We start from the raw sequence: 13607 nt of genomic DNA, 5'->3' as shown, positions 1-13607 counted from the left end.
AAGTAACCATCATAACATCAGACTATGACGATACGAACAAACACTAATCCTCGGCAGATGGACTTGCAACCCGAAATGCGCAATCTGCTGATGCGTAACGGACTGCAAGCCCATGTCGCATTTGACGGAGGCGGCTACCGGCTGATTGTGCAAGGGCATGATTCACCGTTATTGGTCTATCCTATAACAGAACGACAGATGTTGGCTCTGACGGACTGGGGAACGAATACGGCCAACAAGAAAGCCTACAACATACTCACGAGTATCATAGGAAAAGACTTCTATATGCCGAAAAATTTCGTCCATGCCCGCAATGCCAACGGTCGCGTGGCGATGGGGCTACATGGCTACCGCATCGGTATCGGTGAGTACGGACACATGGGGCGACTGGGTATGCCCCCTCCATTCCTTGGTTGGACACCACGCGAACAGTGGGGTTTCCACCTACGCAGAGTTGGTGGGCAGCTTTTCTTTCCGGGGCCATCCATCGTACCCGAACGCCCAGACGGGCGCATGAAGCCCGGCGAACTGCAATCGGGTGGCTACGGCTTTTACTACAAAGGCGGTCAACAGGAGCAACCCATTGTACAGCAAGATGTATTGAAGAACTTGCAGGAGGTCATTACACCGCTTGTCAGCCGTCCGCGCAGCAAGGAACCGGCACAAGCATACAAGGAGTTGATTGCTTCACCAGTCTATTTTTCCAACGAGAAATGGTCGGAGTGCCTTACTTCGCACGGTCTTATCGTGGATATGGAACGGAGGACACTGACCGTACAATCGGAAAGTGTCAATGCCGATATGGTCTATGACCTGACGGAAGAAGAAGTGAAAAAACTGGCTACCGCATCCATCGAGGAACAACCTGTAGAGAAACGGTTGGATCTGCTGAACGGCATTATCGGAGCGGACTTTGCCGATAAAGTAACGATGGAACAGCTCAACAGCGAACAACGCATCAGTATCGGCCTGCATCCCGAAGTGCGGCATGAACTGGAAGAACGGCAGCGGCAGGAACAAGAATTATTCATGCAGCAAGAAACTCCGATGCGGCAGGAATACATACAGGGCAGTATCGGTGCAGCCGTGGACGGTCGTGACCTGCAACTACTCAACGAAAGCAAAGGCTGGTATCGTGAGGAGAAACATGGCCGGGAAGTAGAGGTCAGTGACATTGCCGTGCAACCGGCACAGACGGAGGGTAAATACAAGATGTCCGCTGTTATTGACGGACAGGTCATCAGCCACGAAATCAGCCAGAAAGACTACGACAAGTTTCTTGCTGTGGATGATTACCACCGGATGAAACTTTTTTCGAAGATTTTCAACGAGGTGGATATGAAGACACGTCCTGAAGCGAACAAGGGGCTTGGCGTGAAGATATTCGCTGCCCTTACCGCCGGTGCTGTGGTGGCATCGGAAGTCGCACATGGCTTCCATCACCACCACTCTCCGGAGTTCTATGGCGAACGTTTCAGCGGACCGCCACATCCATACTTCAAGCCCGGTGTAGATACACCGAGAGATGTGGCCATCCGTAATTTCGAGGCACAGATGAATCAAGATATTAATGAAATGAGAAGAGGGAGGTAAACCTATGAGAGACGGAGACCTTACATACGATGACTTTCTGCAACGACTAAACATCCAGGACGTATTGATTGACGCAGGGTATCACCTGAACCGTCGTGACGGTCTGCGCTATCCCTCGTATGTTCGTTTGGACAGCGACGGCAGACGTATCCGTGGTGACAAATTTATTGTGACACAACAAGGAAAATGCTGTTTCCACGCACAACAACAGAAAGTTTATAACATCATTTCCTTCATCAAGGAGCATCCGCACTTTTTCACGGAGTACCATGCGGGTATGTCTCCGGACAGACTGGTGAATCTTGTCTGTAACAGATTACTGAACATTCCTGTCACTGAACGGAAAACCCGAATAGTGAACCCTAAACGAGATGTAAAGCCATTTGACATAGCGGATTACGACATTCATAAGTTCAATCCGCAGAATCGGGAAACGCAGAAAAAATTTTATCCTTATTTTAAAAGCCGAGGTATCGACCTTTATACACAATATGCCTTCCATCGGCATTTTTATCTGGCTACGAAACATCGGGAGGACGGTGCGACCTACACGAACCTGTCCTTTCCACTAACCCTGCCCAAAGGCGACGGAGCGATTGTGGGACTTGAAGAACGAGGACGTGCCCGTATGGACGGGAGCGGCAGCTACAAAGGCAAAGCCGCAGGGAGCAATTCAAGCGAGGGACTGTGGATTGCCAGCCCTGCCCGCACTTCTCTCACCTCCGCCAAACATATCTATTGGTTCGAAAGTGCTTATGATGCGATGGCATATTACCAACTTCATCAGGCACAGAACAAGGATCTGCGAAAGGCGGTATTCATCTCTACCGGAGGGGCACCGAGCCAGCAGCAATTCATAGGAGCGATAAAAGCAACTCCCCATGCCTCACATCATCTTTGCTTCGATCATGACCGTGCCGGACAAGTCTATGCTATCCACTTTGCTCTCACTCATGCAGGCTGGAACTTCTCCACCTGTCTGTCACAAACCGGCAGACTGATTGTACAGAACAACAGCGAAGACTATTCACAGTATGAAATAGAACTTGAACCATTCAATTTTGAAAAGATTACAGCCATTCTGGGTATAAATGATGCAAAACAAAATTTGAAGAATGGGGAGCGTGACGACATGGGAATTGGTGACGGCTATCTACAGGAAATGAGAATGGTTTGTATGGATGAGTACGACATGGCTCGTGACGAAGGTTCTGCCAGTGAGGAAGAATTAGAGAAAATGAGAAGCAATCTGGAAGCCATCGAAAAAGCGATTGATGCTTCCATTTCCGGTCCGGAAGCTACAGGATGCATCTTGTATGAATCTGCCGCAGAGGGTTATAAGGATTGGAACGACCAGCTACTCGGCAAACGGATAAAACCAGAGAAGGACAACCTTGACGATTGGGAGATCAGCGGTAAAGCCACGCTGAATCATGCCTTGTCCGATTTGCCCGAAGTCAATCCGGAACATATCCGAAACGGATTATACGACGAAGCAGACCATGAGGCTGTGCGAAAGCGTCTTGAACGTGCGGACAGAGTAATATTCTCCTTTGAAACCAATGACCAGGGAATGTCAGATAAGGGTTTTCAGGAAATGTACAAGATACGGGAAGAACTTGCCCGGTTGGAAGTGGATATAACCAATTCTCTTTCCGGAATGAGAGAAGACTTTCATTCCCGTTTTCACCGATAATCCATAAAACCTATGCAGAGAACTTGTCACAAAACCATTGTCATCCATCCACATACCGGGCAATTTGTCATCAACGAGCTGCCCACTCTCGTGCTGTGCGGCACTGTATGGGTGTACGGAGGCATGGAAGGGCTGCCATTGACAGCTATTGCCACAGTAATTGCCTTGATACTCTCGTTACTGTTACTCTACCGTTATCTCTACCTGCGGCGAATCCGTTATTGCATCGGCACGGAACAACTTGTCAGTGAATACGGTATTATCCGTCGCAAAGTGGATTATATGGAGCTATATCGTATCGTGGATTTTCAAGAGCACCAAAGCCTGCTGCAACAATTTTGTGGGCTGAAAACCGTACGTATCCTTTCAATGGACAGAAACACGCCCCGTCTTGACCTGATCGGTATCTTCCATAGGGACGACCTCGTGTCAATTATCCGTGAACGGGTAGAAACTAACAAACGAAAAAAGGGAATATATGAAATCACGAATCATTAGTCTGGGGCTGGTTGCCTCGCTGGTATGCCTGCTTCCACAGGTGGCAGAAGCCCAAATTGCGGCTTCCAATCCGTTGGAATGGACTGCATTGGCCGAAGGTAACGAACTGATAAACGGGCAGATTGAAAAACAAATAAAGGGACAGACACAAACAGCCTTGCTCCAAAACAGCATCGCTACCGAGTTCAACCAAATCCACAAGTGGGAGAAGCAGTACAACAGTTACCTCAAGACAGCAAGCGGTTACGCTTCATCACTGAAAGCCTGTACGCATCTCTACAATGACGGTGTGCGGATTTTCCTCACGCTGGGGAAATTAGGCAAGGCCATCCAAAACAATCCGCAGGGCATTGTGGCCAGTATGAACATGAACAACCTCTATATAGAAACAGCAACGGAACTTGTCTCTGTTTTTACATTGCTGAATGACGCTGTGGCCAAAGGTAGCAACGAAAACATGCTTACGGGGGCAGAACGCAGCAAGACGCTATGGGCGTTGAACGACCAACTATCGGATTTTAGCCGGAAGTTACATCTGCTCTATTTGAGCATACGGTACTATACTTTCAATGATGTGTGGAACAACGTAACGGCAGGAATGCTTGACCGTGACAACGGTGAGGCAGCTCGTATGGCTCTGTCCCATTGGCACAGGGCGGCAGCTCTCGTCCGATAAAATATATCAGTTATGAAATGGACAATTTGGATAAGTATATTACTGCTGTGTCTTACCGGTATCGGTGAGGTACAAGCGCAGAATGACCCTGTACTGGCCGGAATGATTGCAGTATATACCGAAAAGGCAGAGAAGGAGCTGAAGAATCAGGAAAAGGTCATGCTGATGCAGACCACCGGACATATTTGGACAAAAGAAGAAGTGCAGGCGACAACAGACCTGCAACGAGAGTTTAATAACTATCTAAACTCTTTCCGGTCAATAGTCTGCTATGCGGCGCAAACTTATGGGTTCTATTATGAGGTATCGAGGCTGACAGACAATATGGGCGACTTCACCAAACAATTGAAGCGAAGTCCAGCCAATACGCTTGCCGTAGCCCTATCCACACAGCGCAACAAGATTTATAGGGAACTGATGATGAACAGCGTGGAAATAGTGAACGATATACGCACAGCGTGCCTTTCGGAGAACAAGATGACGGAAAAAGAGCGTATGGAAATTGTCTTTGGCATCCGTCCAAAGCTCAAAACTATGAACACAAAGCTGCAACGACTGACCAAAGCGGTAAAGTACACGACAATGGGCGACATTTGGCGGGAAATCGACGAGGGTGCACGTCCCGAAGCTGATAAACGTAGTATCGTGGACGCAGCCAAGCGACGTTGGCGACAGATTGGAAAGAATGTAAGACCTTAAAAATGTAATGATATGGGAATTTGGGATTCAATATTAAAATATGGCGGCAAAGCAGCAAAAGCTACCGGAAGAAGTATGGGACATGCTGCACTGCATCCTTCACAAACCTTACGGGGCACAGGACAAGCCGTCAAGACCGCAGCCATCGGCGGTGCAGTCGGTTATGTGGGTTGGGAGAAACTAACCACAGATAAGAGCGTGGTACATATCGTAAGCGATGCGGTCATAGGGAAATCGGCTACGGATACCCTTGCAGATGCAGCGGACGGTGTGCGAGAACTGACAAGCAAAGCCGGAGAAGCAGTCGGTTCCGTCAGCGGTACGGTAGCCGGCATAGACTCAAAACTGGGTGGAGTATCGAATTTTCTACGGCAAGTCTCCAATGGCGGAGTTTCCGATATGTTCGGTAACTTTTTCCGTAATCTCGGACAGGGTAACGTGTCGGGATTGAGTATAGCGGGACTGGTCGCAGCAGCATTTCTTATATTCGGACGCTTCGGCTGGCTGGGCAAGATTGCCGGTGCATTTCTCGGCATGATGCTTATCGGTAACAATGCCGGTATTTTCCGCACACCTGATACGAGAAGCATACAACGAATACAGACACCCGCTCTTCCCGTTGAAGAACAGACGAATAGCGGGGGGATGAAAAGATAAGAATAAGAATCAAATATAATCACATAATGAAATATACAGAAGAAATGATCCTGCAATCCGAAAGTGGATACTGTATGCCTTTTGAAGAACGGAAGGGCAAGGATGTGAAACTATCGCTCGGCTATGGCGAACAAACCGATCCGACAACGGGCAAAACATATTTTCATCATGGCATCGACTTCGATGTACGGTGTTACACACTGGCGGCTGTCGCCAGCGGTATCGTGTCAGGTATAGGCAATGACCCTATACTCGGCATCTGCCAAACTATACGCTATGGGGAGTATGAAGTGACCTATGGGCATTTGTCAAATGTCTTCGCCCAGTTCGGACAGCGTGTCAAGGCCGGACAGACTGTAGCTTTAAGCGGTGACAAGCTGCATATCGGGATACGCTTCAAGGGTGAGGAACTGAATCCGCTGGAATTTCTAACCATGCTGTATGGGAATATCCAAGCATTGTGTCATGCTGATGGAGGCGAAGCGGCAACATCTCCCAACATGGAGATGGCACTGACCACCGATTACGAGCAGGACAGACAGGAAATAGAGGAATTGATGCTACGTTTCCTGCCCTACTACATGGAAGACTTACAGCGTGGTGCATACCGACTTCCTCCACATACGGAGCAGTCACTCCGCCATGTCTTTACAATGGGAGCAGTCAAAGAATATTTCTATGAAAATATGCCAAGTATATCCAACCCACTCGGACTGGGACATAAAGCAATGCCGCTTGCTTGTAAGGTGCAGAACCTACTCATTGCGGACTTCCTGCATTACCTTGCCCTACGGCATGGCGTGTACTTATCGACGATGGGCGATGATGTAAAAAAAAACTCTACGACGAAGCCCTGACCCATAGTGGTATCATTGACCCACTGGCAGAATTAGACATAGACATCCAGAGCTTTGACATACCGAGAGCAGTCACGGTATATCCTGACCGGGCCGGTGTGCGCTGGTGGACGAAAGCATGGTTCAATAACCGGGAAGAGGGCGAAGCATCGGTGGAGATTGAGCGAGAACAAGCGATACGCTTCATTCACGACAACATCGAGAAGGATGTATGGCTGGAAGAGTTTTATCCCAAACAGATGGAAATTTACCACAACGCCATCGAGCAGACAAAAGAGCAATTATTAATGAATAGAATAGGATAAACATATAATACACTATGGACGGAATCAAGCATAGCGGACGGTTTGCAGAAATGGAACGCCTCGTGAACGACTATTTCAACTGCCATATCGCACCCATCATGTCAAAAACGCGGACTGACCTCATACGGAATCAGGGAGAGGAAATGAAAGAATATTCCACCTCTTTAGGTGGTATTCTCAGTATGATGGCATCTTCGGCACAACCAATGAGCGACCCCTATCAAGCACTCAAGGTCACAGGCGAATGGAACTCCAAAACAACAGAGGACTATATCGAGATGTGCAAGACGGAGATTACCGGTTCCGAGGAAATGCAGCAAGACCTTGCGTATATGGCCGGGCAGTGGCGGGATACCGTCGTGCAGGAAATCGGAAGGGCACGTTACAATGAATTGTCAGAACAGCTCGGTTGTGACCTCGCCTATGCCTATATGGACCACCGAATAGAGGAACTGATGATTGACCGGTTGGTGAAAGAACGTATGCCCAAGTCTTCCGCTGACTACATCATCCGAAAGGCTGCCGAATCGAGTCTGCTGGGATTATCGCAGACGTTAAGCCGTTCACCGCTGACCGATGAAATAGAGGCACGAGGCGAAGCAGCTTACCGCCCGAACAGATGGGAAAAAGGTACGGGATGGATGTTGGGCACAGCCGCAGATACCCTGATGATGGGTGGTACTGGTTCATGGACGACACTGGCAAAGTTTACCGGTGCAGATGTGGCTATTGCAGCCATCACCAATCATTTTGAAGGCAAGAAGCCTGATACCCTTTCAGTAGAACAGTGCATCAGTAAAGGAGTGTTCGGCAGAGACAGAAACGTATTCGACGATTTTCGCAAAGAGGCAGCCCAAATACAAATCAAAGAGAACACGGCGATTGGTACAGACAACAAGCAACTGAAAAAGAAAATCCCTGTCATGGACTTTGGCTTCATGGAATGGACACAAAACCAGAATAGCGGTTTATTGTGGCCGAATGTACAGAGCAAGGAAGAACAGAAATATGAGGAACGGTACAAGGATGTGCCGATTGTTGTTGCTCCCGGACAGGAAGAAGCCTACTTGCAGTCTTTGGAACAATGTGACAAAGCGAAAATGGTCAGGACAGAACAGGATGAAATTATGAAAGAAGAGAAGCATGAAACTGTTGTTCCTGCCAATGATGCGGAACAACATGTACAAACGATACAAAGTGCGCAAGTAGCACAGGGAAACGGTTGGGGCGGACTGCTTGGTATGCTGGGACTGGATGGCATAGGTAATATCACAGGCAATCTCGGTTATGTAATGGCCATGCTCCCTGATGTTCTACTGGGAATATTCACAGGCAAGACAGAATCATTGCATTTGGAAGACAATATGTTACCGATAGCGAGCATTGTGGCGGGTATGTTTGTGCGTAACCCGTTGCTGAAAATGCTCCTGATAGGCCTGGGAGGTATGAACTTGTTGAATAAGGCAGGACACGAAGCCTTGAAAGAACGAACAGAGGGAAAACTGAACGTAACAAATGAGAACAATGTGCAGTACCGACGCTATACAAATGAAACTCTGAACCCACGTATAGTAAACCCTGTATTGCAAGATAGTACGTTGATTGCCACGATAGACCGAGTACCGTGTACCATCCAGTTGTCACCGATTGTAGCAGAAGCCTACCGTACCGGGGCATTGCCTTTGAACACGCTGGCAAATGCTGTCCTTGCCAAGAACGACCAGCTTCGCCAGGCTGCCGCACGGAATTATGAGGACGGAAAACTGGAAACCATCGTGCGCCCACGGGGTATTCAATAATCCTATAATCAAATAAACGATGAAAGAAAAATCGCAAATCGAAAAGAAAGCCGAGGAAAAACAAATCACCTTGCTTTCTACGGCTTTGAGTGAAGCCTCGAATGCCGGTGGACACTGGCTCAACGCATCAGGAAAGGGATACCCGCGCTTCTATCCAAAGGGTGTTTCTGTCAGCGCATTCAATGCACTATTCATGACGCTGCATTCTGATAAAAATGGATGCAAAACCAACCAGTTCACGCTATTCAGCGATGCCAAGGCACAAGGAGCCTCGGTGCGTGAGAATGAGCAAGGCGTTCCATTTTTGTTTTATAATTGGAACAAGTACGTTCACCGCAATAATCCAGAACAGGTTATCAGTCGTGATGACTACATGAAACTGTATGAAGAGGAACAAAAATTATATAAAGGTGTACATAACCGTGAAATTCGCACTTTGTTCAACATTGACCAGACGACACTACCCTACGTGGATAAGGAGCGATACGAAACGACGTTGCGGCGGTATGGAAGTGCAGTGGAAAGAGGATATACGGAAGCTGACAACCGACGGTTGCATATTCAATTCAACGACTTCCTACTGAGGATGCGAGACAACCTTGTGCCTGTTCGTTTGGATGGAAGCGGTGTACCCCACTACGAAACAGATAAGGATGCGGTCTATATGCCGCGACAAAGAGAGTTCAGACATTATCACGACTATATACAGGAAGCCTTGCGGCAAATCGTGAGTGCTACCGGACACCAACAACGATTAGCGCGTGAAGGTATGGTGATGAAGAACGGTGTGGCTCCTTCGGAGGATGCTGTCAGACAGGAACGGTTGGTAGTGGAACTGGCTTCAGGGATTAAAATGTTGGAACTGGGGTTGCCAGCACGGTTGTCTGAAGAAAGTCTGAAGACAGTGGAATACTGGTGCCGGGAGCTAAAAGAGAACCCGAACTTGATGGACGCTCTCGAAAGTGACGTAAACAATGCCATCGAAGTAATCAATAAAGCGGAACGGGGCGAGAAAATCGAATACGCCACCATGCGCAACCGGCGAGACACTTCAACCATGCAGGAGCAAATGCCCAAACATTATTTTGTGTCGAACGAGATTCGGCAGCATCCGGATAAAGAAACGAAAAAAATTGTGCTTGTTATTGACCCACAGGCAAAAACCGCAGATGTAATTCTTCCAGCAGGGGCTTCTACAGAGGCAGATAACGAGATACCGGGAATGAACAAGGGACGTATCATGCGAGCGTTGCAGAAAGATGGAATCGAGCAGGTACGCTTCTACAATACGGATGGTGCATTAGGTTATCGACCCGATGACAGTTATTTTGCCGAGAAGATAATTATGCTGGCCCGGCTGAAGAATTGGGCAATGGAGAAGCTCTCCACACTGGACGTGGCGTCAGCGGTCAAACAGGCGAATGAGATCGGATTTGACCACGTAGAGATGATTCAAGATGATAAGAAACGATGGGCACTTTATATCAAACCCGAAAATAAGAGCGGATATAGCATCTATCCTGATAAAGAAGATATAAACCGCTTCTTTTCAACACTCAAGCAAGCAATGGATAACATCGGTAAGGTTCGGATGGAACTGGCGCACAAGTATTATGCGCTGGCCGAGGTCAAACCTGACCTGAAGGTGGATTTGTTCAGCAGCGAAATGCCGGAAATAGACTTGAACCGTATCCAGCGTGTTTCGGTTTTCAAAACCAAACAAGACGGCATACAATGCGTCGCAACTATTGATGGGCAGAAACAGCCTGCCCGAAGTGTCACTCCGCAACAGTGGCAGCGGATGTGGATAGCGGAAGAGCGTGACAGCTACAAACGTCATTTGGCAGCTACCTTATTCGCAGACGTACTACAAAAAGGACAATCGCAGGAGGCACACACCGGAGAGAAACAACAGAAAGAAGCAGAGTTGTGGCCGATAGAAACGGTAGCGCAGGAACGGACGGAATCAGACAACAAGGGTATTTCACCGGAACGGCAGTTGTGGGACAAACTTAAAGCGAATCATCCCGATGCCTTGCAACTGCTTCGCACGAAAGATGGTTATCGGCTCTATAACGAAGATGCGGTACAGGGTGCAAAGATATTGGGCATAACCCTAAAAGAGTATCCGGAAGGGGACATTACGGCTTCAACGGAATTTTCAACGGAGCAGCTCGACAACTATCTGTCTAAGCTCGTCCGTGCCGGGGCACGGGTTGCTATAAGTGACATGGAGGAACAAGAAACACACAGAGGTTTTCATAGATAAGGAGTAAGGAAATGAGCAAGAACCAACAATACGCAATGAAATATGCAGAGTATGCTATGGAGCAGATGCGCCGGTACGGAATCCCCGCATCCGTGACGTTGGCACAAGGCATACTGGAAAGTTCCAACGGGCAAAGCCGTTTGGCGCAAAACGAGAACAATCATTTTGGCATCAAGGCTACGCCTGCATGGATTGCCGAAGGAGGAAGGTATGGTATATATACTGACGATAAGCCGAATGAGAAGTTTTGCAGTTATGACAGTGTGGGTGATTCATACGAACACCACTCCCGTTTTTTAAAAGAAAACAGCCGCTATGCCCAATGTTTTGCACTTTCGCCCGACGATTACAAGGGTTGGACACAAAATATCGAACAGGCCGGTTATGCCACAGGCGGAGAATATGCCGAGAGTCTGCAACGGATTATAGAGCAAAATGGCTTACAGCAGTATGACAAACTGGTGATGCAGGAAATGGAGACACAGGGTAAGCGGTTCGGTACGGAACATAATCCTCTCCGAACGTCTGAAAATTCAGAGTATGGTGCGAAGTACTCATTCCCGGTAGAGCGTGAAGAGTTTCTTTTTGTTACCTCGCCTTTCGGTATGCGGCAAGATCCGATGGACAACACGAAACAACAGATGCACAAGGGAATTGATATCCGTTGCAATGGCGATGCGGTACTGGCTACTGAGAACAACGGGAAGGTGGTGGCTGTGAATCAGAATAAGAACACGCCCGGTGGAAAATCGCTGACTGTGGAATATACCAGAACGGATGGCAGCAAGGTACAATGTACTTATATGCACCTTAAGGAGGTTACTGTAAAGGTCGGTGATGTAGTACAAGCCGGTGGGAAGCTCGGCACATCGGGCAACACAGGTACACGTACAACGGGCGAACATCTACATTTCGGCGTGACAAACTTCTATGCAGACGGAACAAAGCGTGACATCGACCCTGCGGCTTATCTGACTGAAATCGCACAGAAAGGTAATATCAAATTGGAAGTGTTGCACAACGGGAACAGCCTGCTCACCCGATATAAAGGAACAGAAGAGAATGCCGCCGGCAAAAACCTTTCGCCCGACGGATGGATGAAGAAGTTGCTTTCGTCAGAGGATAGCGGTGTGGGAATGTCAGGATGCAATGACCCTATAGTAGAGATGGCGATGACAGCCTTTAGTTCCCTTATGCTATTGGCCGTACAAATCGACAACAAGAACGAGGAGGAGCAAAAGACTGCCATATCCAAACAAATGGATAGTGGACGCATCAATCTGAAATCATTATTACCGGGCATGAAAAACTGCGAACTGGCAATCAGTGAAAATGGAAAGGCTATTCTGCGAGTGAACAATGGAGAACTGCGCATGTCACGTGAGTTGACTACTGCGGAGTTAAGCCGTCTGTCGGCAACACTGAATAACAATACTCTCACAGAAGAAGCCAAAAGGATACGTGTAACCGGTATGCTGAATACGGTTATCCTCTCGGAAGCGGCTTCACAGAATTTTGAACAAGGGATGTCCCAACAGCAGGGACAGACAGAGAACCTAAAAAGATAGAAGCGTGGCGATATGGTAAAATGCGTGATGATACAGCTATGCAGATGTCTGTTCGGACTGTCCTACCTTGCCTTGTATGTCCTGCTCTGCTACCAACTCTTCGGCTGGGTAGCAACGCTCATTATCGTGAGCGTTCAACTGTTCCTTGCCGGATGGCTGATCTGGGCAATGATACGAGCACCCGATTAAGAGCAATGATTTAGCAGTTCAACAACAAATCATGGCAACACAGTTGTCGGGTGATTATGTATCACATTAAAAGACAATAGAAATGATAAAATGTAATGTTACGGTATGTGGCGTTATCGGACGTGATGCGTCGATACGCACCAATAAGGAAGGGAAAACGTTCCTGGTTTTTCCTCTTCGAGTAATGATCCCTGACACTGACGGGAAGACTATGCCTATTGAGGTGGATGTCAGCAAAGATACTGCCGGAAAGGAGGTTTCCAAATATCGAAATGGTTCCCGCATCGAGGTTTCGGGGACAATGTATCTCAAACACCGTGGTGACAAACTTTATTTCAATCTTTTTATTAACGAAATTCGTACAGCTACGGCAGATGCGAAAGATACGGTCAAGGGCGAATTAGTATTTCGAGGTAAGGTCGGGCAGCATATCGAGGAAAAAAGGGATAAGAAAGACCAGCCTTACACAATGTTTTCGGCATTCAGTACGGAGAAAGTAGAGGATGGCTTTGAATACCAATGGGTACGTTTTTTCTGTTTTGGCAAAGAACGCGAAGCATGGTTACAGCCGGGCGTGCGAGTGGATGCCAAAGGTGAAATATCCCTTTCGGCATATAACGGAAAGCTGAATGTTTCATGCAAGGTGGAAGAACTTGTACAGTATGTAGCAGATTCGTCTAATTCCAATCAGTAAAGGATATGGCCGGATATAAAAAACAGCACACGGACGGGCCGAACAGCGAAGATAAAGCATTAGACCTCTTCGCTGAAATGATGATCTTATGTTGACGTCAACATAAG

General features: G+C 47.8%; 13 protein-coding genes. All 13 read left to right on the top strand.

All coding sequences use genetic code 11. From position 1 onward, the window contains the following. The first annotated feature begins 24 nt into the window (after nt 1–24). Nucleotides 25–1593 carry a hypothetical protein gene (locus BSCG_RS12700; protein ID WP_008659504.1) on the top strand — a complete coding sequence of 523 codons (1569 nt, stop codon included), beginning with the start codon at nt 25–27 and terminating at the stop codon, nt 1591–1593. A 4-nt stretch (nt 1594–1597) separates the two neighbouring features. Further along, on the top strand, nt 1598–3289 hold the full coding sequence (locus BSCG_RS12705; RefSeq protein WP_008776186.1) for a toprim domain-containing protein: 1692 nt from the start codon (nt 1598–1600) through the stop codon (nt 3287–3289). A 12-nt stretch (nt 3290–3301) separates the two neighbouring features. Then, a complete protein-coding gene (locus BSCG_RS12710) occupies nt 3302–3787 on the top strand; it encodes a PH domain-containing protein (protein ID WP_004313632.1) in 486 nt (161 codons plus the stop codon). Then, entirely contained in the window at nt 3768–4463 is a 696-nt protein-coding gene (locus BSCG_RS12715; RefSeq protein WP_004308684.1) for a hypothetical protein, read from the top strand. The genes BSCG_RS12710 and BSCG_RS12715 overlap by 20 nt, the downstream gene beginning before the upstream one ends. 12 nt (nt 4464–4475) lie before the next feature. Continuing rightward, a complete protein-coding gene (locus BSCG_RS12720; RefSeq protein ID WP_004308685.1) occupies nt 4476–5162 on the top strand; it encodes a hypothetical protein in 687 nt (228 codons plus the stop codon). A 12-nt stretch (nt 5163–5174) separates the two neighbouring features. Then, nucleotides 5175–5819 carry a hypothetical protein gene (locus tag BSCG_RS12725; protein WP_004308686.1) on the top strand — a complete coding sequence of 215 codons (645 nt, stop codon included), beginning with the start codon at nt 5175–5177 and terminating at the stop codon, nt 5817–5819. 26 nt (nt 5820–5845) lie between these two features. Continuing rightward, nucleotides 5846–6676, top strand: coding sequence for a M23 family metallopeptidase (locus BSCG_RS12730; protein ID WP_004313633.1), 831 nt, complete (start codon nt 5846–5848; stop codon nt 6674–6676). A gap of 23 nt (nt 6677–6699) precedes the next feature. Next, a complete protein-coding gene (locus BSCG_RS12735; protein ID WP_009017568.1) occupies nt 6700–6981 on the top strand; it encodes a hypothetical protein in 282 nt (93 codons plus the stop codon). A 14-nt stretch (nt 6982–6995) separates the two neighbouring features. Next, entirely contained in the window at nt 6996–8780 is a 1785-nt protein-coding gene (locus BSCG_RS12740) for a hypothetical protein (protein WP_004323424.1), read from the top strand. A gap of 19 nt (nt 8781–8799) precedes the next feature. After that, nucleotides 8800–11049: a zincin-like metallopeptidase domain-containing protein gene (locus BSCG_RS12745; protein WP_004308690.1), complete on the top strand. Its 2250-nt coding sequence runs from the start codon at nt 8800–8802 to the stop codon at nt 11047–11049. 11 nt (nt 11050–11060) lie between these two features. Further along, nucleotides 11061–12617 carry a glucosaminidase domain-containing protein gene (locus tag BSCG_RS12750; protein ID WP_004308692.1) on the top strand — a complete coding sequence of 519 codons (1557 nt, stop codon included), beginning with the start codon at nt 11061–11063 and terminating at the stop codon, nt 12615–12617. 12 nt (nt 12618–12629) lie between these two features. Next, nucleotides 12630–12806 (top strand): hypothetical protein, encoded by a 177-nt coding sequence (locus tag BSCG_RS29410; RefSeq protein WP_004313634.1) that lies wholly within the window; start codon nt 12630–12632, stop codon nt 12804–12806. 82 nt (nt 12807–12888) lie between these two features. Beyond that, nucleotides 12889–13500, top strand: coding sequence for a hypothetical protein (locus tag BSCG_RS12755; protein WP_004308698.1), 612 nt, complete (start codon nt 12889–12891; stop codon nt 13498–13500). Nucleotides 13501–13607 lie beyond the last annotated feature (107 nt).

The organism is Bacteroides sp. 2_2_4 (assembly GCF_000157055.1).
GTDB lineage: Bacteria > Bacteroidota > Bacteroidia > Bacteroidales > Bacteroidaceae > Bacteroides > Bacteroides ovatus.
The sequence above is the reverse complement of the archived record's forward strand: the minus strand, read 5'-3'. Positions and strand labels throughout refer to the sequence as shown.